This is a genomic window from Pseudomonas sp. UBA7530, assembly GCF_002479365.1.
Taxonomy (GTDB): Bacteria; Pseudomonadota; Gammaproteobacteria; order Pseudomonadales; family Pseudomonadaceae; genus Aquipseudomonas.
On the sequence record NZ_DLMS01000005.1, the window covers coordinates 1 to 25,471 of the forward strand.

Annotated in this window: 23 protein-coding genes and 3 pseudogenes; 13 read left to right on the forward strand and 13 right to left on the reverse strand. The window is 61.5% G+C overall.

Going from position 1 to position 25,471, the window contains the following annotated elements:
* Nucleotides 1-91 precede the first annotated feature (91 nt).
* A complete protein-coding gene (gene queD, locus B2U07_RS09075; protein ID WP_275545316.1) occupies nt 92-448 on the reverse strand; it encodes a 6-carboxytetrahydropterin synthase QueD in 357 nt (118 codons plus the stop codon).
* Nucleotides 449-548: 100 nt separating this feature from the next.
* The gene (locus B2U07_RS09080; protein ID WP_275545315.1) at nt 549-1,628 is read right to left on the reverse strand and encodes a patatin-like phospholipase family protein; all 1,080 of its coding nucleotides are present in this window, start codon (nt 1,626-1,628) and stop codon (nt 549-551) included.
* Nucleotides 1,629-1,773: 145 nt separating this feature from the next.
* Here B2U07_RS09080 and B2U07_RS09085 point away from each other — a divergent pair, with 145 nt between their 5' ends.
* Genes B2U07_RS09085 through B2U07_RS09100 form a run of 4 tightly spaced genes read left to right on the forward strand, consistent with a single transcriptional unit; the run spans nt 1,774 to nt 4,374 of the window.
* Nucleotides 1,774-2,082 carry a PepSY domain-containing protein gene (locus tag B2U07_RS09085; RefSeq protein WP_197859070.1) on the forward strand — a complete coding sequence of 103 codons (309 nt, stop codon included), beginning with the start codon at nt 1,774-1,776 and terminating at the stop codon, nt 2,080-2,082.
* Complete coding sequence (locus tag B2U07_RS09090; RefSeq protein ID WP_275545314.1) at nt 2,082-2,396, forward strand: PepSY domain-containing protein; 315 nt, start codon at nt 2,082-2,084, stop codon at nt 2,394-2,396. The genes B2U07_RS09085 and B2U07_RS09090 overlap by 1 nt, the downstream gene beginning before the upstream one ends.
* On the forward strand, nt 2,396-3,064 hold the full coding sequence (locus B2U07_RS09095; RefSeq protein ID WP_197859072.1) for a response regulator transcription factor: 669 nt from the start codon (nt 2,396-2,398) through the stop codon (nt 3,062-3,064). The genes B2U07_RS09090 and B2U07_RS09095 overlap by 1 nt, the downstream gene beginning before the upstream one ends.
* Nucleotides 3,061-4,374 (forward strand): ATP-binding protein, encoded by a 1,314-nt coding sequence (locus B2U07_RS09100; protein ID WP_275545313.1) that lies wholly within the window; start codon nt 3,061-3,063, stop codon nt 4,372-4,374. The genes B2U07_RS09095 and B2U07_RS09100 overlap by 4 nt, the downstream gene beginning before the upstream one ends.
* Before the next feature lie 135 nt (nt 4,375-4,509).
* On the opposite strand, the gene B2U07_RS09105 is transcribed toward B2U07_RS09100, so the two are convergent.
* The 3 genes and pseudogenes from B2U07_RS09105 to B2U07_RS23095 form a co-directional block, all read right to left on the reverse strand.
* Nucleotides 4,510-5,106 (reverse strand): NADPH-dependent FMN reductase, encoded by a 597-nt coding sequence (locus B2U07_RS09105; protein ID WP_275545312.1) that lies wholly within the window; start codon nt 5,104-5,106, stop codon nt 4,510-4,512.
* Nucleotides 5,107-5,193: 87 nt separating this feature from the next.
* The gene (locus tag B2U07_RS23090; protein ID WP_419096334.1) at nt 5,194-5,949 is read right to left on the reverse strand and encodes a methyl-accepting chemotaxis protein; all 756 of its coding nucleotides are present in this window, start codon (nt 5,947-5,949) and stop codon (nt 5,194-5,196) included.
* A 150-nt stretch (nt 5,950-6,099) separates the two neighbouring features.
* Nucleotides 6,100-7,476, reverse strand: a pseudogene (locus B2U07_RS23095) (chemotaxis protein); the annotation flags it as partial.
* A 44-nt stretch (nt 7,477-7,520) separates the two neighbouring features.
* Between B2U07_RS23095 and B2U07_RS09115 the strand changes: the two are divergent.
* Both B2U07_RS09115 and B2U07_RS09120 read left to right on the forward strand, forming a co-directional pair.
* Nucleotides 7,521-8,840, forward strand: coding sequence for a Na+/H+ antiporter family protein (locus B2U07_RS09115; protein WP_275545310.1), 1,320 nt, complete (start codon nt 7,521-7,523; stop codon nt 8,838-8,840).
* 113 nt (nt 8,841-8,953) lie between these two features.
* Complete coding sequence (locus B2U07_RS09120; protein ID WP_275545309.1) at nt 8,954-10,636, forward strand: methyl-accepting chemotaxis protein; 1,683 nt, start codon at nt 8,954-8,956, stop codon at nt 10,634-10,636.
* A gap of 80 nt (nt 10,637-10,716) precedes the next feature.
* Here the strand turns inward: B2U07_RS09120 and B2U07_RS09125 are convergent, their stop codons facing one another.
* The 4 genes and pseudogenes from B2U07_RS09125 to B2U07_RS22940 form a co-directional block, all read right to left on the reverse strand.
* Nucleotides 10,717-12,303 (reverse strand): ABC-F family ATPase, encoded by a 1,587-nt coding sequence (locus B2U07_RS09125; protein ID WP_275545308.1) that lies wholly within the window; start codon nt 12,301-12,303, stop codon nt 10,717-10,719.
* Between the two features lie 34 nt (nt 12,304-12,337).
* On the reverse strand, nt 12,338-12,478 hold the full coding sequence (locus B2U07_RS22935) for an integrase (protein ID WP_343252181.1): 141 nt from the start codon (nt 12,476-12,478) through the stop codon (nt 12,338-12,340).
* 51 nt (nt 12,479-12,529) lie between these two features.
* Nucleotides 12,530-13,357 (reverse strand): tyrosine-type recombinase/integrase, encoded by an 828-nt coding sequence (locus B2U07_RS09130; protein WP_343252183.1) that lies wholly within the window; start codon nt 13,355-13,357, stop codon nt 12,530-12,532.
* A pseudogene (locus tag B2U07_RS22940) lies at nt 13,358-13,450 on the reverse strand (hypothetical protein); the annotation flags it as partial.
* A gap of 309 nt (nt 13,451-13,759) precedes the next feature.
* On the opposite strand from B2U07_RS22940, the gene B2U07_RS09135 reads away from it, so the two are divergent.
* The 3 genes from B2U07_RS09135 to B2U07_RS09145 all read left to right on the forward strand — a co-directional run bounded on the left by B2U07_RS09135 (nt 13,760) and on the right by B2U07_RS09145 (nt 15,275).
* Nucleotides 13,760-13,951 (forward strand): hypothetical protein, encoded by a 192-nt coding sequence (locus B2U07_RS09135; protein ID WP_275545307.1) that lies wholly within the window; start codon nt 13,760-13,762, stop codon nt 13,949-13,951.
* Between the two features lie 88 nt (nt 13,952-14,039).
* Nucleotides 14,040-14,396 carry a hypothetical protein gene (locus B2U07_RS09140; protein ID WP_275545306.1) on the forward strand — a complete coding sequence of 119 codons (357 nt, stop codon included), beginning with the start codon at nt 14,040-14,042 and terminating at the stop codon, nt 14,394-14,396.
* A gap of 111 nt (nt 14,397-14,507) precedes the next feature.
* Nucleotides 14,508-15,275, forward strand: a complete 768-nt coding sequence (locus B2U07_RS09145) for a hypothetical protein (RefSeq protein WP_275545305.1) — start codon at nt 14,508-14,510, stop codon at nt 15,273-15,275.
* Between the two features lie 181 nt (nt 15,276-15,456).
* Here the strand turns inward: B2U07_RS09145 and B2U07_RS09150 are convergent.
* The 3 genes and pseudogenes from B2U07_RS09150 to B2U07_RS09160 form a co-directional block, all read right to left on the reverse strand.
* Nucleotides 15,457-15,681, reverse strand: a pseudogene (locus tag B2U07_RS09150) (site-specific integrase); the annotation flags it as partial.
* A 23-nt stretch (nt 15,682-15,704) separates the two neighbouring features.
* A complete protein-coding gene (locus B2U07_RS09155) occupies nt 15,705-15,998 on the reverse strand; it encodes a DUF202 domain-containing protein (RefSeq protein ID WP_275545304.1) in 294 nt (97 codons plus the stop codon).
* Nucleotides 15,991-16,374, reverse strand: coding sequence for a YidH family protein (locus B2U07_RS09160; RefSeq protein WP_197859082.1), 384 nt, complete (start codon nt 16,372-16,374; stop codon nt 15,991-15,993). The genes B2U07_RS09155 and B2U07_RS09160 overlap by 8 nt, the downstream gene beginning before the upstream one ends.
* Nucleotides 16,375-16,947: 573 nt before the next feature.
* Here B2U07_RS09160 and B2U07_RS09165 point away from each other — a divergent pair.
* From B2U07_RS09165 to B2U07_RS09180, 4 genes are all read left to right on the forward strand, one after another.
* Complete coding sequence (locus B2U07_RS09165; protein ID WP_296276871.1) at nt 16,948-18,126, forward strand: serine hydrolase domain-containing protein; 1,179 nt, start codon at nt 16,948-16,950, stop codon at nt 18,124-18,126.
* Between the two features lie 101 nt (nt 18,127-18,227).
* On the forward strand, nt 18,228-20,096 hold the full coding sequence (locus B2U07_RS09170) for a DUF1302 domain-containing protein (RefSeq protein ID WP_275545301.1): 1,869 nt from the start codon (nt 18,228-18,230) through the stop codon (nt 20,094-20,096).
* 2 nt (nt 20,097-20,098) lie between these two features.
* Entirely contained in the window at nt 20,099-21,442 is a 1,344-nt protein-coding gene (locus B2U07_RS09175; protein ID WP_275545300.1) for a DUF1329 domain-containing protein, read from the forward strand.
* A gap of 103 nt (nt 21,443-21,545) precedes the next feature.
* Nucleotides 21,546-23,510, forward strand: a complete 1,965-nt coding sequence (locus B2U07_RS09180) for an alkyl/aryl-sulfatase (protein WP_275545299.1) — start codon at nt 21,546-21,548, stop codon at nt 23,508-23,510.
* A gap of 95 nt (nt 23,511-23,605) precedes the next feature.
* Here B2U07_RS09180 and B2U07_RS09185 read toward each other — a convergent pair whose 3' ends face one another.
* Nucleotides 23,606-24,991, reverse strand: a complete 1,386-nt coding sequence (locus tag B2U07_RS09185; protein WP_275545298.1) for a DUF1254 domain-containing protein — start codon at nt 24,989-24,991, stop codon at nt 23,606-23,608.
* Nucleotides 24,992-25,471: the final 480 nt, after the last annotated feature.

A 25,471-nucleotide genomic window follows, 5' to 3' on the forward strand; every position in this document is an offset into this window, starting at 1 on the left:
GCGAGCAGAGCTCGCTCCTACGTAGCGGTAGGACGGCTGGGATGAATAAAAAGGCCACCTTGAAGGTGGCCTTGATGTTTGTAAGCTTTGCTCAATCGCCGCGGTATTCGCAGCCGCTGGTGCAGGTTTCGTGGATGCGCACGCGTGACAGCTCCGGCAGCAATGGTTTGACCTGCTGCCAGATCCACTTGGCCAGCACTTCGCTGGTGGGGTTTTCCAGGCCGGGGATGTCGTTCAGGTAATTGTGGTCGAGCTGCTCGTAGATCGGCTTGAAGATCGCCTTGATCTCGGAGAAGTCGCGAATCCAGCCGGTATAGGGGTCGACTTCACCTTCGATATAGATGGCGACTCGGAAGGAGTGGCCATGCAGGCGGCCGCATTTATGGCCTGGCGGTACGTGTGGCAGGCGGTGAGCCGCCTCGAAGATGAACTCTTTGAACAATTCCACTGAACAACGCTCGCGTAGAAGATAGCGCCTGGCTGGCGAGAGGTGCGCAGTTTATCAGGTCTGATCCAATAGCCGCCTTATCACCCGCTCTACGAGTGCATCAAAGTGACTGCAAGCGTTCGCCCAGGCGGCCGCTTTCGACCAGTTCGAGAAATTCGTCGCCGAGTCGGGCGCTTTCGGCCATTGCCTGACGCCAATAACGCTCGCGTCCATCGTCATTGCCCAGGTAGCGCTTGAAGTCAGTACGATCCGGCAGTTTTCCATGTGGCAGGCGCGCCAGGTACTCCCGTGAAGGAGCAACCAGCAGTGCATTCTGCAGGCGCGTACGGTCGCCGCGGCGCCAGGGCATGCTCTTGTCGAACCAGCCCGGTATCACGCGATCAGTGAAGTGCGGGTAGAGGACTATATCGTTGCCGTCGTAGGGCAGGTCGAGGTGGTAGTCGAGCAGGCCGCCATCGCGATAAGCGCCTGGCTCCAGCCCCGGTATTTCGCGAATCGCTTCCATCACCATGGGAATCGAGCCTGATGCCAGCAGAGCGTGACGCAGGTTCTCCGCGGTCAACGCGTGGAAGTGCGAACGGAAGTCGCTGAGCTGCGCCAAAGGTGGAGTCTGCCGCGCATCATGCAGGATCACCCGATCGAAATGTCGACCCAGGCGTTGGCGGGCTAGCAAGTTGTTGCCTATCACCGATGACAGGCCGAGGCTCAGTTTGCCGCGATGATCGTGCTGTAGCAGGCCATGGCTTTTGACCACGACGATATGCAGGCGATAGTGCGGGTTGGCGATGATGGCTGCGTCCTGGCCTGCGAGCAGCTCGTTGAGCATCTGCCGACAACTGCCCGATACGTCTGCCATGCTCACGCCTTTGGCGAAGCGCTGAGAGGTATATAGCTCGCCGAGCCGTCGAATGCCCGCGGCCGGATCGGGCAGACAGGCGCTGGCGAAGCGCCAGGAACCAATCGAGGCACCGATCAGGGCGCGCTCGCGTGGCGCCCGGGGCAGCCAGTCAGCGAACAGTGCGAGATCCAGTCCCTGAATACCGATTCCCTTGGGACCGCCTGCCGCGCCAGGCAGGATGCCAACGTCTGCCGGGCTCAGGCCATCCTGGCGAATTCTTGCCATGGCTCTGGGGCCGGCCTTGAGTGTCAGGGCAGGGGATTTGATATGGATCGCGCTCATCGAAGCCTCCTTTCGAACAGGCGATTATAGAGCGCTGATTGAGCAGGCCAAGCCACTTCACGCGGTGAATGACGCAAGTGAATTCAGCTTGAATTAAGTGCCTGGGCCTAGAGTGGGAGTCACTGATTCACTGCTGGAGAACCCCATGAAACGATTGCTCAGCCTCGCGGCACTTGCCACCCTTGTCAGCGCCGCTACCATTGCCCAGGCGCGTGATCTCGGCCCGGACGAAGCTATGCGTCTACGCGATGCCGGTACCATCAAGTCCTTCGAACAGCTCAATGAAGCCGCCGTGGCTCAGCACCCAGGCGCGCGCATCGAGGAAACCGAGCTGGAAGATGAATATGGCCGCTATGTCTATCAAATGGAACTGCGCGACGCTCAAGGCGTGAAATGGGACCTGGAGCTGGACGCCAGCACCGGGGAAATTCTCAAGAACCACCAGGACGATTGATGAAGTTTCAACGTACCACCGCGCTGCTGCTGGTGCTGGCCTGTGGTTTTGCCAGCGTCCCAGGCATTGCGCGTGATCTCGACCAGGACGAGGCCCTGCGCTTGCGTCGCGAGGGCATCATCATGCCGTTCGAGCTATTGATGCAGTACATCGGTAAGGCTTATCCCGGCTCCACGCTGCTCGAGGCGGAGTTGGAGGAGGAAGACGGCGTGCTGGTCTATGAAGTCGAGATTCTGACCACCTTGGGCGTGGTGCGTGAGCTGGAACTGGATGCCCGCAACGGCAATATTCTGAAGGATGAGGAAGACGACTGATGCGCCTGTTGCTGGTGGAAGATCATGTACCTCTTGCCGACGAACTGACCGCCAGCCTGACTCGCCAGGGTTACGCCGTGGATTGGCTGGCCGATGGGCGTGACGCAGCCTATCAGGGCGCGAGCGAGCCTTATGACCTGATCATTCTCGACCTCGGTCTACCGGGCAAGCCAGGGCTGGAGGTGCTGCAGGAATGGCGCGCCGGAGGCTTGGCGACCCCGGTGCTGGTACTCACCGCCCGTGGTTCCTGGGCCGAGCGCATTGAGGGGCTGAAAGCCGGTGCCGACGACTACCTGACCAAACCCTTTCATCCCGAGGAGCTGGCCCTGCGCATCCAGGCGTTGCTGCGTCGTGCCCATGGCCTGGCCAACCAGCCGCAGCTGGAAGCCGCCGGTCTGCAACTGGACGAAAGCCGCCAGTGCGTGACTTCGGGCGGCGAGGCCGTCGACCTGACCGCTGCCGAGTTTCGCCTTCTGCGCTATTTCATGCTGCATCCCGGCCAAATCCTCTCCAAAAGTCATCTTGCCGACCACCTGTATGACGGAGAGACCGAGCGCGACTCCAATGTCATCGAAGTGCACGTCAACCGCCTGCGCGGCAAGCTTGGGCGCAATGTGATCGAGACGCGACGAGGGCAGGGCTACCGCTTTACCGGAGAGCAGGGTTGAGGTCCATTCAGCGTCGGCTCGGTATTGGCCTGGCCGCGACGCTGTTGCTGGTTGGATTGGTTCTGGCGCAGGCCAGCCTCTGGGTGTTCGACCGCGGCCTGCGTGCCTACCTGGAAGAAGATCTGCGCGATGAAGCACAGGGACTGTTGGCGGCGCTGGTGCGCGGGCCTTCAGGTCTGCAACTGGATGAGCGACGCCTCGATCCCTCGTTCCAGCGACAATTCTCCGGGCATTACTTTCGTATCGATTTTTCCGACCGCAGCTGGCGTTCACGCTCGCTGTGGGATCGTGAGTTGCTCAAACCCAATGGCGCCGGCATGCAGGCCGAGCTGGGCGACGGCCCGCAAGGTCAGTTGCTGTTGATTTACCGCGCCGATTACCGCCGCTATGGCGAAAATCTGTCGATCAGCGTGGCACAGGACTACCAACCGATTCTGCAGAGCTTTCGCCGTATGCAGTGGGTTGGTCTCGGCCTAGGGGGGGCCGCATTGCTGCTGATCCTGGTGGCGCAGCGTTATACGGTGCACCGCGCGTTGCGCCCGCTGGAGCAGGTGCGTCAGCAAATCGTGCAATTGCAGCAGGGCAGGCGTACCGAGCTGGATGCCGAAGTGCCCGAGGAGCTGGAATCGCTGGTGGCGCAGATTAACCACCTGTTGGCGCATACCGAGGACACGCTCAAACGCTCGCGTAATGCGCTGGGCAACCTCGGCCATGCGCTGAAGACACCTTTGGCGGTGCTGATCAGCCTGGCCGGTCGTGAGGAGATGGCCGCCCATCCGGCGTTGCGCGCAAGCATGCGCGAGCAACTGGAGCAGATCGAGCAACGTCTGAGCCGCGAACTGGGGCGTGCGCGTCTGGCCGGCGAGGTGCTGCCGGGGGCGCGTTTCGATTGCGCGCAGGAGTTGCCGGGACTGTTCGCCACCTTGTCGATGATTCATGACCGTGGCCTGAGTCTGGATTGGCAGGCGCCGGCGGATCTGGTTCTGCCGCGTGACCGTGAGGACTTGCTGGAGCTGCTCGGCAACCTGCTGGACAACGCCTGCAAATGGGCCGATCAGCGCGTGCAACTGACAGTAGAGGAGAGCGCCGACGGCTATCGCCTATACGTCGATGACGACGGCCCCGGCATCGATGCCGAACGCCGTGAGGCCGTGCTTGGCCGCGGTACCCGCCTGGACGAGCAGGTGGCGGGGCATGGCCTGGGCCTGGGTATCGTGCGCGATATCATCGAGGCCTGGAACGGCCGTATCGAACTGCAGGACAGCCCCTTGGGTGGGCTGCGGGTGATGGTCAGCTTGCCCCGGCGTTGAGCTGAGGCCGGGTTCATGGCCTTGCGCCGGGCGAGGCATCGCTGGTGGGTTACGCGGCGCGATAAGTTCGCCGGCGTCTGCAAACGCAGTGTTCAGCGCCGCTAACCCACCCTAAGGGACGTGCAAGACGATCCCTTACATGCCGTTGGTGAAGGCCGGATTGTCGAAGCTGATGGCCGCGCGCACCGGCTGCAAGGCATGGCCGTAACGCACCAGTACGTCGAGCGCATAGTCGATGCGCGCGCGGATTCGCTCATCGGCGTCATCGACCGGTTGCGGACCGTTCAGAACTTTCTCGACCTGGCGCACGATCAGGTGCTCCGGCAGGTAGCAAAGGCGGCAGTTCTTGTAGCTGGAGGCGCGCAGTTCACCGATGGGATAGGCGCCGCCAATGCCGGAGGAAACGCCAACCAGCAGGCCGGGTTTATGCGCAAGCTCGGCCTTGCTGGCGTACATGAAGAAGTTCTTGATCGCCGGGCAAGCCATGCCGTTCCACTCCGGGGCGATGATCACTATCGCATCGGCGGCAGCCAGTTGCTGCTGATACATGCCCCAGGGGCCGGCATCTTCCGCCGGCCAGAGCGGCAGAGGGGCCAGGCCCAGATCGATGATGCTGCTGGTGTCCTGAGTGGTTTGGCCCGTCTCGATCAGGCGCTGACGCAGTACGCGAGCGACCTTTCCTGATTGGCTGTTGTTCCGGCTGGAGCCGGCGACCAAGGCGATATTGAGCATGCTGCTTCCCCAAAAAAAGAACGCAGGCTAGGCGATTGCCTGCCTGCGCTGCAAGGGAAGCGCCGCCAGATCAGGGATGATTTGGCGTCAAACGCGGAACTGGTCCATCAGGCCCTGCTGATGATTTGCCAGCCGGTTAAGGTTCTGACTCACCTGTGCCGATTCATCTGCTTGCGCCGTGATGGCCTCGGTGACGTCGCGGATCGATGCAACGTTGCGGTTGATCTCCTCGGCCACCGAGCTCTGCTCCTCCGCGGCGCTGGCGATCTGCAGGTTCATGTCGGTAATGGTGCTGACCGCCTGGCTGATGCGCTGCAGCGCGGCTACGGCCTGCTGCACCTGCTCGACGCTGCCCTGGGCCTGACGATGACTGCTGTGCATGGTGCTGACCACTTCGCGGGTGCCGCTCTGCAGGCCTTCGATCACTTGGCGAATTTCCCCGACCGAATCCTGGGTGCGTTTGGCCAGGTTGCGCACTTCGTCGGCGACCACGGCAAAACCGCGCCCGGCTTCACCGGCGCGTGCGGCTTCGATGGCGGCGTTGAGGGCGAGAAGGTTGGTCTGCTCGGCAATCGAGCGAATCACCTCGAGCACCGAACCGATCTGCTCACTGCTGCTGGCCAGGCCTTCGACTTCCTGCATGGCCACGTTCATTTCATTGGCCAGCAGGTCGATGGTGCTGGTGGTGCGGTCGATCACCTGCAGGCCTTCGCGGCTGGCCTGGTCGGCGTTGCGCGCCGCTTCTGCGGCCTGTGCGGCGTTGTGCGCGACATCCTGCGCAGTGGCGCTCATCTCCTGGAAGGCGGTCGCCACCTGGTCGACTTCGCGGTACTGCTGCTGCATGCCGGCGCTGGTCTGGCTGGCGATGGCCGCTGACTTGTCGGCGGTACCGCGGGCATCGAGCACGCTGCGCTTCACGTCGGCGATGATCGGCTGCAGTTTGTCGAGGAAGCGGTTGAACCAGCCGGCCAGTTCGCCCAGTTCATCCTGCCTGGCGTACTGCAGGCGGCGGGTCAGGTCGCCTTCGCCGCTGGCGATATCCTTGAGCATGGCGGCTACGCCGAGAATCGGCCGTGTCACGCCGCGCGCCGTCAGCCACATCAGTACAAGCCCGGCCAGCCCGGCGCCAAGGCCTATCAGCAGCGCTGCGAGGCTGTCGCTGGCGCGGTTCGCATCCAGTTGAGCGCCCAGTTTGGTCGCGCGCTCGAGCAGGACGCTCTGAGGAACTTCAAGCAGAACTGTCCAGGGTCTGGACTCGGGAATCGGCTTGAAAGGGCTCAGTTCGCGGAGCATATCGCCATGCTTCAATTCGGCAGCGCTGCCGCTTTGAATCAGGCCGCGCAGTTCGTTGGCCTGATCCGGGAACGCGCGATCAACGGGCTGACTGAGCAGGCCCGCGTCACGGCTGTGCCCGGCAAGCAGCGCGCCGGGGCTGAAGATGCTGACGTGGCCTAGCCCGCTATACAGGTCACTGTTGGCCTCCTGGCTGATTTGCTGCAGGCTGGCCAGGCTGATATCCACGCCCATCACGCCGATGATTTTGCCTTCGAGCTCCAGCGGGAAAGCGATGCTGGTCATCAACGTCCTTTGTCCGTCGACGTCGTCGTAATACGGTTCCAGTACGCAGGGCTGGCGCGTTTCGCGCGGGCAGGTATACCAGGCGTTGTAGGCAATGCCGTTGTCACCGGGCGTGGTGTCGCCGAGCAACTCTTCGTTCATCGCCTCGGCTTCCAGCTGGCCGACGGTGGGCTGCGCCCAGTACAGGGCGAAGCGTCCGCGTTCATTGCTGCCGAGATCGGCTTGGTCGGCGAACAGCTCATCCTTACCATCCAGGGCGTTGGGCTCGAATACCAGATACAGGCCGAGCAGGTCCGGATTGGCTTCCAGGCTGCTGCGTACCTGGCGAGTCAGGTCCTCGCGCAGGTCGAACGCGTCAAGGAAGCGTTTCTCAGCCTGTTCGCGCAGGAACAGAATCTGCCGGGAAAATCCCTTGCCGTACTGATAGGCGTCCATGAAGTAGCGCTGAATGCGGATGGCCTGTAATTCGCTGCGCGCCTTCAGGCGCAGCTTGGCGCTTTCCTCGAGCATGCTGGAGCTGGCCTCGCGCACCAGGCCGGCGCTGCGGCTGGACTGATACTGCGAGGCACCCACCAGCAAGGTGACGATGGCGAGTAGGCATAGGCCGGCGAGCAGGGTGATCTTCCATTGGATCGAAAGACGACTGAACAGCATGGTGCGTTCCTTTCTACATGGACCAGTACGGTTATCGGTATGCGTCGGGCATTCTTGATCGATTGGTGTGCGCTCGGGATTGTGCACGCTTCGCTTTGAATTCTGAACGATCGTCGATTTTGACAGGATAGTCCGCATGCGGCACAGTACGCGGCTTTTTGCGTTGTGCAGGTGGAGTGTTTATGAACGCTGTAATCGCCGCGGTCGGCATCATGCTGGCCCTCAGTCTCTGTCGCGTACACGTGGTCGTGGCACTGATCATCGGCGCACTGGCCGGCGGCCTGCTCGGCGGGCTGGGTATCGAAGGCACGCTGAAGGCGTTCAACCAGGGGCTGGGTGGCGGGGCTACGGTTGCGCTGTCCTACGCACTGCTCGGTGCTTTCGCTGTTGCCATCGCCAAATCCGGCCTGGCGCATGCGCTAGCGGATCGCGCGCTGGCGCTGGTCGACAAGCAGCAGGACGGTAGGGGCGGGGCGTTGAAATGGCTGCTGATCGCGTTGCTGCTGGCGGTCGCGATCTCCTCGCAGAACCTGCTGCCGATCCACATCGCCTTCATTCCGTTGCTGGTACCGCCGTTGCTCTACGTGTTGAGCAAGTTGCAGCTCGACCGTCGTCTGATCGCCTGTGTGCTGACCTTCGGCCTGATCACGCCGTACATGTTTCTGCCGGTTGGCTTTGGCGGCATCTTCCTCAACGAGATCCTATTGGCCAACGTGGCCAAGTCCGGTGTCGATGTCACCGGTATCAGCATCACTCAGGCTATGGCCATTCCGGCGCTGGGCATGCTCTTCGGCCTGCTCGTGGCGGTGCTGTTCAGTTATCGCGGCAAGCGCGTGTATGACCTGGAAAAGGTCGCACAGAGCGAGCGCGTGGATGCCCAGTACAATCCGCTGAGCCTGCTGGTTGCGGGGCTGGCCATCGCCGCGGCTTTCGTCGTGCAGCTGTGGCTGGACTCGATGATCATCGGCGCGCTGGTCGGCTTCGTGATCTTCTCGGTATCCGGCGTGGTGCGCTGGAAAGAGGCGGACGGCCTGTTCACCGAAGGCATGAAGATGATGGCCATGATCGGCTTCATCATGATCGCCGCGGCCGGCTTCGCCGAGGTGATGAAGACCACCGGCGAGGTGCAGACACTGGTCGACAGCTCGGCAGCCTTGATCGGCCACAACAAGGCGGTCGGCGCACTGCTGATGCTGCTGGTCGGGTTGCTGGTGACCATGGGCATCGGCTCTTCCTTTTCCACCATCCCGATCATTGCGGCGATCTTCGTGCCGCTTGGTGTGCAGCTGGGTTTCAGCCCGCTGGCCATCGTCTCCATCGTCGGGACTGCCGGCGCGCTGGGCGATGCCGGCTCACCGGCATCGGACTCCACCCTCGGGCCAACCTCGGGGCTCAACGCCGATGGCCAGCACAACCACATCTGGGACAGCGTGGTGCCGACCTTCCTGCACTACAACCTGCCGCTGCTGGCGTTCGGCTGGGCGGCCGCTATGCTCCTGTAAAGGCGTGAATGCGCCGGATTAAGTTCTCGGCGCCTTGGGTCGCTTAATTCTTCCACGGGGCTGCCGATATACCGGTAGCCCCGTTTTTTGTTCCGCATAAAAGGACAACAAGAATGCGCCTCACATTGAAAACCAAGGTGATACTGCTTGCGCTGGTTCCCGTCATCCTCTTTGCGCTGGTGCTCAGTGGCACGGCGGCCAAGGTATTGCAGAGCCTGGCGGCCGACGAGGTGGCAGAGACGCGCGAGCGTCTGCTGCAGGAAAAGCGCAGCGAGCTCGAGCACTACATGCAGATCGCCCTTGGCTCGGTGAAGGGGCTTTACGATGGGGCAGCACAAGGCGACATGGCCAGTCGCGAACAGGCCATCGCCATCCTCTCCAAGATCAAATATGGCGCCGATGGCTATTTCTTCGGCCACGACTCCAACGTGGTGCGCCTGTTCCGCGGCGATAGCCCCGTGGACGTCGGCAAGAGCCTGGCCGACCGCCGCGACCCGAACGGGGTGTATATCAACCGTGAACTGGTCAACGTGGCGAAGAACAACAGCTACTTCGTCAACTATTCCTCGCCGCTGCCGGGCAACGAGTCGGTGATGGTGCCCAAGCTCGCCTACAGCTACTACCTGCCAAAATGGGACATGGCCGTCGGTACGGCGCTCAACCTCGACGGCGTCGAAGCGGGGATCAGGGAGGTCGAAGACGATATCGATGAGCGCATCGGCACCATCATCACCAGCATCGTGGTGGTGGCGGCGATTCTGCTGGTGGTGTTCGGTGTGATTGGCGTATGGCTGGGCAATGCGTTCCTGCGGCCGCTGCAGCAGATCAAGGCCAATCTCGACGATATCGCCGCTGGCGAGGGTGACCTGACCCGGCGCTTGCCGGTTACCAATCAGGACGAACTGGGCGAGTTGGCCGGCTCCTTCAACCGCTTTGTCGAGAAGATCCATGACTTGGTGCGGCAGATCGTGGAGATGACCGGGCAACTTACCGGCCTGGTGAGTCAGGTGGCGGAGCAGGCGCAGCGTTCGGAGCAGGCGATGGGGCAGCAGCGCCACGAAACCGATCAGGTGGCTACGGCGATCAACGAGATGTCGGCTGCCGCTCACGAAGTGGCCAAGAGCGCGCAGAACGCCGCCGAGGCTGCGCAGCAGACTGACCGCGAAGGTCAGGCGGCCAAAAGCGTGGTCGACGGCAGCATCCAGCGCATTCACTCACTGGTCGAGGACATCCGAAGCAGTGGCGTGTCGCTCGACAGCCTGCAGCAGGATGTGCAGTCGATCGTCAGCGTGCTTGACGTGATCCGTTCCATCGCCGAGCAGACCAACCTGCTGGCGCTCAACGCCGCCATCGAAGCGGCGCGTGCCGGCGAGGCCGGGCGTGGTTTCGCCGTGGTCGCCGATGAGGTGCGGGCGCTGGCTAGCCGTACCCAGCAGAGCACCCAGGAAATTCAGGGCATGATCGACCGCCTGCAGCAGGGCACGCTTGAGTCGGTGACTTCAATGCGCCGTTCCAGCGATGCCGGCGAGCTGACCAGCGAACAGGCCAACAAGGCCGGCGAGTCGCTCGACGCCATCGCCCAGTTGATCGCCACCATCAACGCCATGAACGCGCAGATTGCCAGTGCCGCCGAGGAGCAGACGGCGGTGGCCGAGGAGATCAATCGCAGCGTGCATCAGATCGCGGTGGCCGTGGACAGCGTCGCCGATGAAACCGAGCGTGGTGCGCAGACGGCACGCAGTCTGGCTGGCCTGGGCGACCGCCTCGGGGCACTGGTGCGTCAGTTCCGCATCTGAGTCGGAGCGCGCCTGTTGCCAGGCTGTTTGCAGAAACAACAAAGCCCGCAAAAGCGGGCTTTGTCATTCTGCAGCAGACCTCAGACGATGATGCCCTGGCTGCGCAGATAATCATCGTAGGTGCCACTGAAATCGGTCACGCCGTTGTCCGACAGCTCGATGATGCGCGTGGCCAGGGAGCTGACGAACTCGCGGTCGTGGCTGACGAAGATCAGCGTGCCCGGGTAGTTCTCCAGCGCTAGGTTGAGCGCCTCGATCGACTCCATGTCCAGGTGGTTGGTCGGTTCGTCCATCACCAGCACGTTGGGCTTCTGGCAGGCCAGCTTGCCGAACAGCATGCGGCCCTGTTCACCACCGGAGAGCACCTTGACCGACTTCTGAATCTCGTCGGAGGAGAACAGCATGCGGCCCAGGGCGGCGCGGATGTTCTGCTCACCGCTGGTCCACTGGCCCATCCACTCGAACAGGGTTTCGTCGGCCTCGAAATCGTGGGCGTGATCCTGGGCGTAGTAGCCCACCTCGGCGCTGTCGGTCCACTTCACGCTGCCGGCGTCCGGGGTCATTTCACCGACCAGGGTGCGCAGCAGGGTGGTCTTGCCGATGCCGTTGGGGCCGATGATGGCCACGCGCTCGCCTGCTTCGACCTGGAAACCGAAGTTCTTGAACAGCACCTTGTCATCGAAGGCCTTGGACAGCTTCTCGATGGTCACCGCCTGGCGATGCAGCTTCTTGTTCTGGTCGAAGCGGATGAACGGGCTGACGCGGCTCGACGGCTTGACCTCGGCGAGCTGGATCTTGTCGATCTGCTTGGCTCGGCTGGTGGCCTGCTTGGCCTTGGAGGCGTTGGCCGAGAAGCGGCTGACGAAGGTCTGCAGTTCGGCGATCTGCGCCTTCTTCTTGGCGTTGTCGGCCAGCAGCTGCTCGCGAGCCTGAGTCGAGGCCGTCATGTACTCGTCGTAGTTGCCCGGGAACAGGCGCAGCTCGCCGTAATCCAAGTCAGCCATGTGGGTGCAGACCGCGTTGAGGAAGTGACGGTCGTGGGAAATGATGATCATGGTGCTGTTACGCGCCGTGAGGATCGCTTCCAGCCAGCGGATGGTGTTGATGTCCAGGTGGTTGGTCGGCTCGTCGAGCAGCAGCACGTCCGGGTCGGCGAACAGCGCCTGGGCCAGCAGCACGCGCAGCTTCCAGCCGGGCGCGACTTCGCTCATCGGACCGAAATGCTGTTCCAGCGGAATGCCCAGGCCAAGCAGCAGCTCGCCGGCACGGGACTCGGCGGTGTAGCCGTCCATCTCGGCGAACTCGCCTTCGAGCTCGCCGACCTTCATGCCGTCTTCTTCGCTCATTTCCGGCAGCGAGTAGATGCGGTCGCGCTCGGCCTTGACCTTCCACAGCTCCGCATGGCCCATAATCACGGTGTCGATCACATTGAATTCTTCGTAGGCGAACTGATCCTGGCGCAGCTTGCCCAGGCGTACGTTCGGCTCGAGCATCACCTGGCCGGCCGACGGCTCCAGATCACCGCCGAGGATCTTCATGAAGGTCGACTTGCCGCAGCCGTTGGCGCCGATCAGGCCGTAGCGGTTGCCGTTGTTGAACTTGACGGAAACGTTCTCGAACAGCGGCTTGGCGCCAAACTGCATGGTGATGTTAGCGGTGGAAATCAAAGGGCTCTATCTCGCGTGTTTCAGAGTGGTGCGTTTATGCTTGGGGCACTTTTGGGGCAAATGTGAGTTTTTCCATTTCCGCCCAGTCGCTGGCGCCATCCAGCCAGCGCGCATATCGAGCCAGCAAAATCTGAATCGAATGGCCGAGCTGCTTGGCGATGAATGCGGGCTTCATGCCTGCTATCAAGCACATGGTCGCGTAAGTGTGGCGCGCATTGTACGGGGGTCAGTAACGAATACCCAGCGCCTTTAAGGTTGGACGCCACTGATGGTGCAGGTCACTCGTCTGTTGGATGAACGCACTGCCCTTGCTAGGGGGGAAGCAGAAGGGAAACTCTTTGACGCGCCCCTGCTTGCTGCTGGCTCGCCGTTCGCAGTAGGTCTTGGCGACCTCCAGCGCGTGAAGGGCTCGCTCATTCAGCAGCACGTAGCGGTTTTTCTTGGTTTTGGTACGCTCGGCGATCTGCTTTTTCACGACGGTTCGACAGACGTGAACCATGCGCTTCTCGAAATTGATTTCGTCCCAGCGTAGGGCAGCAATTTCGCCTGGGCGCATGCCTGAGTAGAAGGCGAACTCGAAGAAAGCAGCGTATATCTGGCTTGGCCAGTGCTCGGTAGCGTAGAGCTGAGCGATGATCCAGTCTGCCTCTTCCTGGCTGAAAGGGTCGACTTTGGCATCTTTTCGCTCGGGGATGTCCAGATCCGCCATGGGGTTCACCGCGATCAGCTTGTCGCTGACCGCCGACTCAAGAATGGTGCTCAGCTTCGACATTGCGTTGGCTTTCACGCCGTCGGATGTCCAGGGAATACGCACCACCAGCTCGCGTATGAACGCGGTTGTCAGATGTGAGAGAGGAGTTGCTGCAAGATGTGGCATCCACCACACGTTCAGCACCGACTTGTAGTTGTCGCGTGTGCCTTCGGTGATCGAGCGGCTATCCAGCCAGACTTGCTCGTACTGGCCGAAACCCTGAGCTATGCCCGGTGCGGCATTGGAGGAGAGGGGGAATAGCTCGGAGTACTTCTGCTCATTGAAGACCCCGAGCTTGATCATCTGTACTACCTGATCACGTAAACGTGAGGCTGCCGCGATGCCCGCTTGCGTTGTGTGGTAGGTAAGGGATTCGGAGCAGCGTTTACCACTCATTGGAAGCGGATGCGGAGGGTGTCGCCCCCGTAATTCAAGGCCTCGGGGAAGGTCAAAGGCTTTCTTGCCAATCGTCGTATCTCCTGACCCTGTACCAAATACGGCTGCCTATTTTTCGCCAGACACCTTCTGGGATTTGACCGCGCGCGGCGGGCCTCTAACGCTTTTGGTGTTGTGCCGAGGCGAACGAAGTAGTCGGTGTCGAGTCCGTATTCGTTGGGCATGGAGATACCTCGCCAGGTGGCGTTACAGAGGGTTTGTGGGGTAGTGTCGGATTGCTGGCATGGGGCCGGGTACAGGGAGTGACGTATGGAAGACGTAGAAATCAGGATTGCAGTGTTAGAGCATTTGGTTAAAGCGATGCTCAAAGACAGCACCCTCAATGGCACCTTCATTCATCAGATCAAAGGCTCGGTTAGGGCCTCTTTGCTTGGGAGCGATGGGCTCGGAGGCCCGGAGCAGAAGTCAAAGGCGTGCGAGTATCTGGATCGATTGATCTGAAACTAACGGCATGGATCACGCCGCCGGCACATCCATCAGCATGTAAATCTGCGCCGCTACAACCTTCAGGCGGCTGGGAGGTTCCTCCATGGTGTTATTCAGTGATCTCCAAGTAGAGCTGGAGACGATCATCGGGAGAGGTGAAAAGCTGGATAGCGGAAACGGAGTTCGCTATCGGGCTCGCGGGAAAGGTCTGCTCACGGCATATTCACGGGATATAGCCGATGGAAATCTCGCCGAGTTAGCATTCGAAGCCAGCGGTTTGTCGGCGGCTACGGGGCTGAATCTAGAGACTCTACAGCAGCAGATAGATCAGCTACGCCAACAAACTGGGCGGCCGGTTAAAACAAACAATATTCATAAGTGGCCGCGTGTTGGGCTTGCCAATAGTCATCATGTGTCCTTGGTATTGGTCGCGTTGAGTGCTTGGTTTTCCGATAAATAATCACGCCACCCCAGTCTGCTGTTCATCCTCGAGCAGATCGAACAGGCCGGGTACGCGTATTTGCTGTTCGGCATCAATACCCATGCTGTTTAAAAGCGAGATGAACAGATAGTGAATGAGGCTGATTCGAAGCAGCTCGATTGGTTTGAAAAAATGCTTGGTGCATGCGAAGGGCGGGTAAAGTACGCTGGCCTCAGTGCCATTGCGCATATTCGAAAGGCTTGGGAGTTAAAAGACTCTGATATGCACATGGCTGTATTTCGATCTATATGCGCCGAAGAAGAGGCCGCAACATCACTCATTGCCTCCCTTCAGGCACAAGGCTATCCAAAAAGCGAGAATCTTCACTTCTATAATCATGCAAGTAAAGCGGGTGTAATAGTCTTCATTAAAGGCGTCCTAGATTGGGTTGGTGACAACTTTAAGCGCGAGGGCTTTCCATTTCATCTGCCCATTATAAAACTCACTAATGATCCTGGGCGCCCTGCTATGGAAATCGTGTTGCCGCTGAAAGCCCAAGATTTTGCGGTGCACCCTAGGCCTCCGCTTCATCTGATCACTCAGGGACAGCAAACTCTGCAAGAGATGATTGGTGACATAGTTCGAGTCAGGCTCAAGAAAAAATATATTCAGGAGGTTCATGGTGTAATTAAACAAAGAGCCAACCTCAGAAACAAGTTGCTTTATGCCAGCGATAACGCAGTTCCCGTAGAGATCAAGTCTTGCGATGCCCAGCTACTTAATCAACTGGGGATAGTTTGTGCGCTTTTGTCTGCAGTCGCGTTAGTCGATCCTTGGCGGAAGCCTAATTATCCGCTGTCAGGAATTGTTGAGTCTGCTGTATTGGAGCTTGTCAGAGTAATGACTTTCAAAAAATAAGCATCAAGCCGCAGGTTCATTCATCAGCATGTCCATCTGCGCCGCCCGGTCTGCTGCTCAGGCTCGAACATATCAAACAGGCCGGGGCTACCACCTACAAAGCCGCATAAATCTACGCATCAACCACCCGTCAACACCATGAAAAATCGCATGGTGATGTTAGTGGTGGAAATCAAAGGGCTTACCTATCAATAACTTGGAGACGCTGGGTTGGGCCGATACCGATTTCGAGCTTGTCTAGCTCGCCCCAATCCGAAGTGGAGTTGATCCAGCGCGCATACGTTGAGAGCAGCCTCTGCACGAAATGGCCAAGCTGCTGAGCAATAAAGGCGGGGTTCAGGCCTGATATCACGCAGATTGTCTCATACGTGTGGCTGCAGTTGTATGGCCTCCTATAGCGGATGCTCGGCTCTGGTACGTCCGCGTCTCTCAGATGCCTGCCAGAACCGTCCCGATCGTCAAAAGATTCAGACCAGTGAGTACCAGGGCGGTGCTCAAGATTATCGCGCACCTCGCTCTGCCTCGCTCGTCGAACAACATGGCGAGACTTTGAAGATAGCGCTGCCGTTGACCACTCCAGAGGGTCAGGGCCGTGGCCAGTGCCAGCATCATTGGTGCCGGATGTACCCCACGTAGCATCAGGCAGGCGATCACCAACAGTGACAGCTGTGTTCGTCGCCATGCCAACTCGGTGCGTTCGGCCTGCAGGCCCGGATCAACCATGGCCGTGCAGCCAGAAAAGGGTCAACAGCAGCAGCGCTACGAGGCAGCCACTGATCGTCAGGGTGGGGACCAATGCCGGAAGGGGGAGGGCGCGGCGATGACGCAGGGCGCGCTCCACGGTCAGCCAGCGCAGGCATGCGCCAACGCTAAGCAGCAAGCTGAGCGACAGTAGGCTGAGGGTGATGCACAGACGCAGCCAGGGCTCGAAGGCATGGCTGGCGAAGGTCTCCACGGCTATGCCGCCGCCGAGCAAAGCCAGCGCGGTACGCGCCCAGGCCAGAAAGGTGCGCTCGTTGGCCAGGGTGAAGCGTGGGTCGGGCTCTTCACCGCCGAGCAGTGTCTGTGCGAGAGGCTTGCGAAAGGAAACTGGAATCATGGAGCACCGGAAGGTGGGATGGTTACCTGGCGGCGGGGGCGGCCGCAGAAGCATGTTCTTTGCGATCTTCATACCCGACGAGATTGGCCCGTCCGTGCCGATTAAACGGTCTGGGAGCTTGGCCCTGATGGTCAGTCGTTCACTTCGTCGATCGCATGGAAGCCGATGCTAGTCAGATAATCTTTTGAGCACCCAATACAAGAGTCCTATGCGCACCATAAAACTATGGAATAGGTCGAAGCCGGCGAGTTTCGTTGGAAGGGCGATGGTATGGGTCGCAGTCGTCACGGCTCACTGACCTATTCCAAAAAGGCATGCCCTGCATCGCACAGTTCTATTAGTTCTTGTTGAAAACGCTTGGATAGCATCGTCCGGGAGTTCTTTCGGGATCACTCCGTCATTGGGACAACAACAATGAGACCAAGCGTAGCTCTACCCCAGCCCCAGTTCGCCTCGCTTCTGCGAGGTCTGCTCAAGGGCCTGCCCTTTTCCCTCCTGGGTGCCTTGCCTCCAGCTTTGGCGGCGAGTCCTGCTGACGGCGATGTGATGCAAGGGTTTCCGCCAGCCGTGGAGATGCGTGTGAACAAAGCCAATGCCTTCCTGCCCCCTTACCTGCGCTGGTCCATGCGTCATGCCCGCGAGGTTTCGCCGACACGCAACATCCCCCGTGCGCAAACGCCGCTGGCCTTGGCGGCCGGTTCCGCCCTGGCGCTCGATGGTCTGCAGTTCGCGGCCGGCGACGAGACGCTCACACTCGATGGCTACCTGCGCGAAACCGTCACCGACGGTCTGATCGTGCTGCACCGCGGCGCGATCGTGTTCGAGCGCTACGACGACGGCTTCGAGGCCCGCCAACCGCACATCTGGGCCTCCATGACCAAGTCGGTGACCGGCCTGCTGGCGGCGCAGTTCATCGCCGAAGGCCTGCTCGATCCCAATGCCAGACTCGCCCAGTACGTGCCGGAACTAGCGGGTACGCCCTTCGGCGAGGCCACGGTGCAGCAGAACCTCGACATGCAGGTGGCGGTGACCTACCCCGAGCATGTGCCGCCGGACCTCGGGCTGTTCGCCGCGACCGGTCTGATCCCGCGCAAGCCGCAGATGCCGGCCGATATCTATTCCTTCCTGCGCGTGGCCAAGGTGGCCCAAGCGGCCTCGCCACAGCCTCTGTTCTTCTACCAGAACGGCTCTCCGGAAGCTCTGGCCTGGGCATTGCGGCGTATCTCGGGGCAGAACTGGAGTCAATTGGTGGAGGCGCGAATCTGGTCGCGCTTTGCCCAGGACGATGCCTACGTTCAGGTGGATGAGTTGGGCACTGAAATGGCCAGCGGCGGCATCAGTAGCAACCTGCGCGACACCGCACGTTTCGCCGAACTGGTTCGCCGCGAGTTGGCGCGTGACGTGCCGGGCGACAGCTTCAATCAGGGTGTGCGCAGCCTGCTGCAGGCGGGCGACCAGGAGCTGTTCGCCAGCGGCAACCTGGCGCCTGGTCGTCCCGGCTACACCTACCGCAACTACTGGCTGCAGAAGAACGATGGCGACGGTTCGCTGGAGGCCAGCGGGCGTTTCGGCCAGAAGATCTACCTCAACCCCCGGCGCGAGGTGGTGATCGTCAAGCTGTCGGCAACGCCTGATCAGGCACGCCGTGCAACCAGCGCGGACGGACCCGCCAAGGTGGCGTCGCGAGCGATCGACTCGCCTGTCACCTTCAACAACATGGTCAGCGCGGTGCTCGACGCCTTGCCGCACTAACCGACACGTTGCACCCACCCGCAAACGAACCGCGCAGGCCACTGCGCATCGGCGGGCCATTGCCCGCGAAACGGACCCGACAAAAACAACGAGAGGGTTACATGAACCACTTCATCGCGTGTCCCCGACATCGCTCCGCCCCTGCCGCACTGGCCATTGGCATCGCCCTGGCCGGCCAGTCATCGCTGCTACAGGCCGCCACCTGGCAGCTCGACGAAGACTGGAGCCTGACGACCCACAGCACCCTCTCGCTGGGCACCAGTTGGTCGCTGCAAAATGCCGACAAGCACCTGCTCAACAAGGCGGATGCCGCCAGCATCGGCAAGGTGGGCGTGGGCACCAACTACAACGGCGACGACGGCAAGCTCAATTTCGACAAGGGCGACACCATCTCAACGCTGTTCAAGGGCCTGACCGAATTCGACCTTAATGACGGCAGCCAGGGGGCGTTCATTCGCTTCAAATACTGGTATGACCATGCCATGGCCACCGGCAATGGCGACTTTCGGCGTTTCGATGATTCCGGCTGGCAGCGCCTGGCGCGCTTTCAGGGCTTCGAGGTACTCGACGCTTACCTGTGGAAGGACTTCGAGCTTGCCGAGCGTCCGCTCAGTGTAAAGGTCGGCAAGCACGTGCTCAGTTGGGGCGAGGCATTGTTCCTGCAGAATGGGGTCAACGCCATCAACCCTCTGGACGTCTCGGCATTCAACCGCCCCGGCACCGAGCTGAAGGAAGGCTTGCTGCCGGTGGAGATGGTGTCCTTCAACTATGACCTGGCCGACCGCCTGAGTGTCGAGGGCTTCCTGCAGTACAACTTCCGGCCCTCGGTGCTTGAGGGCTGCGGCACCTTTTTCAGCACCAACGATGCGCTGCAGGAGGGCTGCCAGCACGAGAAGCTGATCGCCGGCGGCATCTCGACCACCGATATTTCTGGTATCGAGAACGCCCTCGACGCACCGCCCGGGATGATGCCGGCAGCCGAGCGCTATCTGCGCCGCACCGCCACCGACTGGGCGCGTGATAGCGGCCAGTATGGCCTGGCGGTGCACTACCTGATCGAGTCGCTCGACGATGCCGACCTGGGGCTGTACTACCTCAACTACCACAGCCGCACGCCGCTGCTGTCCGGGGTGATCGCCCGCCAGGCACCCAACGCCGGCGGCAATCCCGGCGCCAACCTCAATACGGGTGACTACTTCACGGTATATCCCGAGGACATCCGCCTGTTCGGCGCCAGTATCAGCGGCGTGCTGGGCAGCACCGCGGTGTTCGGCGAATTGACCTACCGGCCCAACATGCCGCTGAGCGTCAATTCCGCCGATCTGATCAACCTACTTGCCGGGCAGCGCAACAGCTGGATCATGCCCATGACTCCAGCCGAGCTGGCCGCTGCGCGTGGCAGCCGCGTGGACGGCTACGTGCGCAAGGAAGTCTGGCAGTTCAGCCTGGGCGCCGCCGACAGTTTTTCTAACGTGCTCGGCGCGCAGCGCCTGGCCTGGGCGGCGGAACTTGGCGGTAACTGGATCGGCGGTCTCGATCCGCAGGACGAACGCCTCGGCCGCGCGGGCGCGTTCGGCCGTACGCCGACCTCCGATGGCGCCGCCTGCTCGACGCCGTCGGCGCAGAACCCGGCCGGGTTGACCGACGCGGAGCTGGCCGCCGCCACCCACTGCAACACGCACGGCGTAATGACCGCCTTCTCCTGGGGCTATCGGCTGCGCATGGGGCTGAGCTACGAGGGCCTGATCCCTGCCACGGTGGTGACTCCATCGATCAACTGGCGCCATGACGTCGAGGGCTACGGCCCCAATTTTCAGGAAGGCCAGCAGGCCCTCGGTCTGGCCCTGACCTTCGACTACCGCAACGAGTACTCGCTCGAACTGGCCTACAACAGCTTCTTCGGCTCGAACGAGTTTTCCCTCATCGATGACCGCGACTATGCCTCGGTCACTGTCAAAGCGAGCTTCTGACCATGACTGCCTTCAAGATTGTCCCTCTCGCCCTCGGCCTGCTGGCGGCCTGTACGCTGGCCCATGCCAAGGAAAATGACCCCGCGCGCCTGGATGGTCCGCTGACTCCCGTGGGTGCTGAGCGTGCCGGCAATGCCGACGGCAGCATCCCGGCCTGGGAGGGTGGTATGCAAGCGGGGGCCGCGCCGATCAGCGGCAACGGCGACTACAGCGACCCTTTCGCCGCCGAGCAACCGCTGTACGTGGTCAGCAAGGCCAACGCCGAGCAGTACAAAGACCTGCTCAGCCCCGGTCAGCAGGCCATGCTGGCCCGCCATGCCGACTACCGAATGGCTGTCTACCCGACTCACCGCAGTGCCACGCTGCCGCAGAGGCATCTGGACGAGACCCGTGCCAACCTGGCCAAGGTGACCCTGAGTGACGACGGCAACGGCCTGGATGGCTACCACTTCGGTGTGCCGTTCCCGCAGCCCACCGAAGGCCTGGAAGTGATGTGGAACCACCTCACGCGTTACCGTGGAGGCTCCATCCGTCGCCAGTTCTCCTCGGCCACCGTGCAGGAGAAGGGCGACTACACCGTGGTCAGCTCGGATGCCCTGACGGTATTTCGCGAGAACATCAGCGATCTCGAGCCGAACGAGAATCTGCTGCTGCTCAACCGCGTGCGCACGACCGCGCCTTCGCGCTACGCCGGCGAGGTGACGCTGGTGCACGAGCCGCTCAACCTGGTAGCGGGCGTGCGCTCGGCCTGGCAGTACAATCCGGGACAACGCCGCGTGCGGCGGGCGCCGACGGTGGCCTACGATAGCAGTGCGCGCTACAGCTTCGGCCAGGTCGTGGCCGACAGCGTCGATGGCTACAATGGTGCCCCCGACCGCTACGACTGGAAGTTGCAGGGTAAGCGGGAAATGCTCATCCCCTACAACGCCTACCGCATGGCCAGCAAGCAGACTGCCTACGCCGACCTGCTCAAGCCGGGTTATCTCAACCCGGACCATGCGCGTTACGAAAAACACCGCGTCTGGGTGGTCGAGGCTACGCTCAAGCCTGGCGTGCGCCATGTCTACGCCAAGCGCCGCTTTTACCTCGACGAGGACACCTGGCAGATCGTCGCCTCGGATATCTATGACAGCCGCGGCGAGCTGTGGCGCAGCTACGAATCGCACATTGCCATGCTACACGACATCCAGCTTCCGCTCACCGTAGCCGAAGCGACCTATGACCTGATGTCCGGGCGCTACGCGGTCAATTATCTGACCAACGAAATCACCAGCAAGGCTCGCTACGGCGAGACTCTGTCGAAGTCCGAGTTCACCCCCGCGCAATTGAAGCGCCTGGGCAAGTAACGGCGCGACAGTCTGGCGGACCGGCTCAGCGGCCTCGCCTGGTCGGCTCTCTTCGGGGAGCCGACCTCTCGCATTTCCTTTTCAAAAAATAACGGACAAGACCATGCCCATCTTTCGCTTAAGTGCTTTGGCGCTGGCGCTAATCGCCCTCGGCGCCCACGCCGAACAGCCGGTATCCGCAAAGCCGGCCACCGAGATCACCCAGCAGCGCAATCAGGCCTGGCTGCAGCGCTTGCCGTTCGAGAACCGCGCTGATTTCGAAAGCGCCCGTCGCGGGCTGATCGAGCCTTTCACCGGCGTGGTGGAGAATGCTGACGGCAAGCCGGTATGGAACCGTATGGCGTACAACTTCCTCGACGGCAACGATGCGCCCGCGAGCGTCAACCCGAGCCTCTGGCGCATCGCCCAACTCAACAACATCGCCGGTTTGTTCGAAGTGCGTGAGCGTGTCTACCAGATTCGTGGCATGGATCTGTCGAACATGACTGTGATCGAGGGCGACAGCGGACTGATCATCATCGACCCGCTGATCAGCACCGAGACCGCCCGCGCCGGTCTCGAGCTGTACTACAAGCACCGTCCGCGCAAGCCTGTGCTGGCGGTGATCTACAGCCACTCGCACGTCGACCACTTCGGCGGCGTACGCGGGGTGATCGACGAGGCCGACGTGCAAGCCGGCAAGGTCAAGGTGATCGCCCCGGAAGGTTTTTACGAGCATGCGGTCAGCGAGAACGTGCTCGCTGGGCCTGCGATGATGCGCCGGGCCCAGTACATGTACGGCGCGGTATTGCCCCGGGGCGAACGCGGCCAGGTGGATGCGGGACTCGGCAAGGGCACCCCGATCAACGCCACGGTGACCCTGATCGCGCCCACCGACCTGATCGTCGAACCGCTGGAAACGCACGAGATCGACGGGGTGACGATCGAATTCCAGCTTACGCCGGGCACCGAGGCTCCGGCGGAAATGAACATGTACTTCCCGCAGTTCAAGACCCTGTGCATGGCCGAGAATGCCACCCATACCCAGCACAACGTACTGACGCTGCGCGGCGCCCTGGTACGCGACGCCAAGGTCTGGGCGCACTACCTGGACGAGGCGCTGGTGCGCTACGGTGACGAGGCAGAGGTATTGTTCGCCCAGCATCACTGGCCGACCTGGGGCGGTGATGATATCCGCGACTACCTGGCCGACCAGCGCGACATGTACGCCTTCCTCGACAGCCAGACGCTGCGCCTGATCAACCAGGGGCTGACCCCCACCGAGATCTCCGCGCAGCTGTCTTCGTTGCCGCCGCGCCTGGCCGGCAAATGGTACAGCCGCGACTACTATGGCTCGCTCAGTCATAACGTACGCGCCGTGTATCAACGCTACATGGGCTTCTACGATGGCAACCCGGCCAACCTCGACCCGCTGCCGCCGGTAGATGCCGGACGCCGTTACGTAGCGGTGATGGGCGGTGCCGAGGCCGTATTGAAGGCGGCGCGTCAGGCCTTCGAGGCAGGCGATTATCGCTGGGCGGCGCAATTGCTCAATCACCTGGTGTTCGCCGAGCCGGACAACGCCGCTGCGCGGGCCCTGCAGGCCGACACACTGGAACAGCTCGGCTACCAGAGCGAGAACGCCACATGGCGCAACGTCTACCTCAGCGGTGCTCACGAGTTGCGTCAGGGCGTGGCCGAGGCCCGCGCACGCAACGGCGCGCCGGACATGGTGCGGGCGCTGACACCGAGTATGTTTTTCGACTATCTGGCGGTGCGCATCGATGCCATGAAGGAGGCCGACCGCGACCTGCTGATCAACTGGCGCTTCACCGACCTGGACGAGGACTACGCGCTGACCCTGCGCAACGGCGTGCTCACCCATCGCAAGGATTCGCGCCACGCACAGGCGGATATCGGCGTGAGCATGACCAAGGCGTTGCTCGACCGCATCGCCCTCAAGGAAACCGGCTTCCTCAAGGAGGCGACCATCGGCGGCATCGAGATCGACAGTGGACGTGTGCAACTGCTCAAGCTGCTCGGCGGGCTGGACGAGGCGAATCCGCAGTTCAACCTGGTCACACCCTGAGCTGCAACGCGAAACGCCCCGCCCGGTGTGGACCGGGCGGGGCGTTTGTTCGTTTGCGCTATGCAGGGCTCGGTTGGCGCGGGTGCGCGTCAGTCTCAGGACTGGGTCTTGATCATCGGCGGTAACCAGCGTTTTTCCAGTACTTCAGGCCGTGGCCAATACAGGCGCAGGAACAGATTGAACGGCCCCAGTGGCGCCGGCAGCCAGTTGCGACGTCGCTCGGCTTCGAGCGGTTGCTGATTTTGTATATACAGGTCCAGCGAGCCGTCAGCGTTGTAATGCAGGTCATCTCGGTCGCCCAGGGAGTAGCGGTTGATCGGGTTGGCCGAAAGCAGTTGGCGCTCGTCATATAGCGTCAGTGACCAGAAGGCCCGTGCGGGCGGCAGTTGGTCGGCGGCGAAGTGCAGCACGTAGCGATGCTGGCCGGACAATGGCTGGCCGTGCTCATCGACATGCAGATTAGGATAGATGGCGTCGTCCGGCTCATTGGCACCCAGTCCGATTTTTGCCACCAGTGCCCGCTGTTGGTACCGAGTGCCGTATTCGCCCAGCTCGTAGCCGATGCGCCAGCCGTTGTCGGTTTTACCCTTGCCCATGAGGCTCTGGCGGTCCTCGAGCAGGGCCACCACACGCCGGTAGCCCAACGCGCTGCCCAGCCGCTGCAGGGGCGACTGCTGCAGGTCACAGTCATCATCGAGCAGGCCGGCGGCGCGGATACGCTCGAGCATGGGTGCGTCCTCGGCGCGGGCGGGGTTATCCCGCAGCAGGGTGCAGAAAGCAGTGAAGAACGCCTCGCGGCTCCAGCCGGACAGTTGCCTGTCTGGCCCCTTGCCGCGCTCCAGCGGGGGCAGTTCGGTCATTCTGGTTGGCGTCGTATCGCTCTGCCGGCCTTGCCAGGCGCTCAATGGCATGAGTCGGAAGCGGTTCTGCAGCGCATGGACCTCGCTGTAGTCGGCGGGGCCGCGGCTCTTGATACGGCCAATCATCCAGGCCAACTGAGTCGGGATGCGGATCAGTTGCATGTCTGCCGGGACCTCGCCCTGCCAGGTCGGACCGGCAACCAGAAAGTCCTGCGCGGCGCTACCGATGGTACGGGTGCCGGGGCTGCTGACCACATTGGTCCAGGCGTCCATGATCGGCATCATGTAGTAGTGACCGGTGGTGTCGGGGATGCTCATCACTACCGGTTCATGACGCAGGTCGAAGTGCACGATGCTGTACAGCGTGTCGACATTCGGCGACACAACGCTGTTGAAGCTTGCACCCGGGAAGCGTCGGCTATGGCGAAAGCCGTTTATCGAGGTGGTGCCCATCAACTGCTGGTGTTGCTTGGTCAGCTCCATCATCACCAGGGGGTAGGCGAACAGATAGGCCTGCGCGGTTTCCCTGGCCTGCTCCGTCACGCGATATGCAGCCAGACCGCCTAATGCGACGGTACTGGCGAGGGCCAGTGCCCAGCGACGTCTGCTAAGGCGACTCATAGGTAGGCTCTCCCGCGTCGCTGGTGGATAGGAGTGGCCGCAGTGGGCCGTGCCGAAGGCATATGCATTGTTGTTATCTCCGGTTGTGAAAGGGCTGCCGACCTTCTCGCCTGATGACAACCAGGGCGTGGATGGGGCAGTAGGGGAGTCGTCAGTGCGCCGGGCATCGTTCGCTGAGTGGCTTGCGATGCAAGGTCACTGACGTGGTGCTACGGAATAAAAAAACGTCGTTGGCTCGGGTACTCCGACGACGTAAAAAGTGCGTTTCAACGAAGCCGCGAAAGCGTGTTTCATCCCTCGCTTGTACGCTGTGCTGTCGAGCCGAAAAGACCAACCAGACACCTGCCAACGTAAGCTCGCGAGTCCTTTCAGTCGGTATGCCGGCGTTGCCAGGACTCCCTTCGCGGTGGCGTTTCGGAGATACTAGGAAGGCGCGCAAAGCCCCACAAATAGCGTCTTCGGATAGATGCCATAACGCTT

Excerpts from the sequence above, each read along its gene's own strand:
- B2U07_RS09095 (WP_197859072.1), top strand. The coding sequence starts at position 2,396 with ATGCGCCTGTTGCTGGTGGAAGATCATGTACCTCTTGCCGACGAACTG.
- B2U07_RS09180 (WP_275545299.1), top strand. The coding sequence starts at position 21,546 with ATGCCCATCTTTCGCTTAAGTGCTTTGGCGCTGGCGCTAATCGCCCTC.
- B2U07_RS09120 (WP_275545309.1), top strand. The coding sequence starts at position 8,954 with ATGCGCCTCACATTGAAAACCAAGGTGATACTGCTTGCGCTGGTTCCC.
- B2U07_RS23090 (WP_419096334.1), bottom strand. The coding sequence starts at position 5,949 with ATGCAGCAGCAGTACCGCGAAGTCGACCAGGTGGCGACCGCCTTCCAG.
- B2U07_RS09115 (WP_275545310.1), top strand. The coding sequence starts at position 7,521 with ATGAACGCTGTAATCGCCGCGGTCGGCATCATGCTGGCCCTCAGTCTC.
- B2U07_RS09135 (WP_275545307.1), top strand. The coding sequence starts at position 13,760 with ATGGAAGACGTAGAAATCAGGATTGCAGTGTTAGAGCATTTGGTTAAA.
- B2U07_RS09155 (WP_275545304.1), bottom strand. The coding sequence starts at position 15,998 with ATGGTTGATCCGGGCCTGCAGGCCGAACGCACCGAGTTGGCATGGCGA.
- B2U07_RS09170 (WP_275545301.1), top strand. The coding sequence starts at position 18,228 with ATGAACCACTTCATCGCGTGTCCCCGACATCGCTCCGCCCCTGCCGCA.
- B2U07_RS09165 (WP_296276871.1), top strand. The coding sequence starts at position 16,948 with ATGCGTGTGAACAAAGCCAATGCCTTCCTGCCCCCTTACCTGCGCTGG.
- B2U07_RS09140 (WP_275545306.1), top strand. The coding sequence starts at position 14,040 with ATGGTGTTATTCAGTGATCTCCAAGTAGAGCTGGAGACGATCATCGGG.
- B2U07_RS09105 (WP_275545312.1), bottom strand. The coding sequence starts at position 5,106 with ATGCTCAATATCGCCTTGGTCGCCGGCTCCAGCCGGAACAACAGCCAA.
- B2U07_RS09175 (WP_275545300.1), top strand. The coding sequence starts at position 20,099 with ATGACTGCCTTCAAGATTGTCCCTCTCGCCCTCGGCCTGCTGGCGGCC.
- B2U07_RS22935 (WP_343252181.1), bottom strand. The coding sequence starts at position 12,478 with ATGAAGCCCGCATTCATCGCCAAGCAGCTCGGCCATTCGATTCAGATT.
- B2U07_RS09185 (WP_275545298.1), bottom strand. The coding sequence starts at position 24,991 with ATGAGTCGCCTTAGCAGACGTCGCTGGGCACTGGCCCTCGCCAGTACC.
- B2U07_RS09080 (WP_275545315.1), bottom strand. The coding sequence starts at position 1,628 with ATGAGCGCGATCCATATCAAATCCCCTGCCCTGACACTCAAGGCCGGC.
- B2U07_RS09090 (WP_275545314.1), top strand. The coding sequence starts at position 2,082 with ATGAAGTTTCAACGTACCACCGCGCTGCTGCTGGTGCTGGCCTGTGGT.
- B2U07_RS09160 (WP_197859082.1), bottom strand. The coding sequence starts at position 16,374 with ATGATTCCAGTTTCCTTTCGCAAGCCTCTCGCACAGACACTGCTCGGC.
- B2U07_RS09130 (WP_343252183.1), bottom strand. The coding sequence starts at position 13,357 with ATGATCAAGCTCGGGGTCTTCAATGAGCAGAAGTACTCCGAGCTATTC.
- B2U07_RS09085 (WP_197859070.1), top strand. The coding sequence starts at position 1,774 with ATGAAACGATTGCTCAGCCTCGCGGCACTTGCCACCCTTGTCAGCGCC.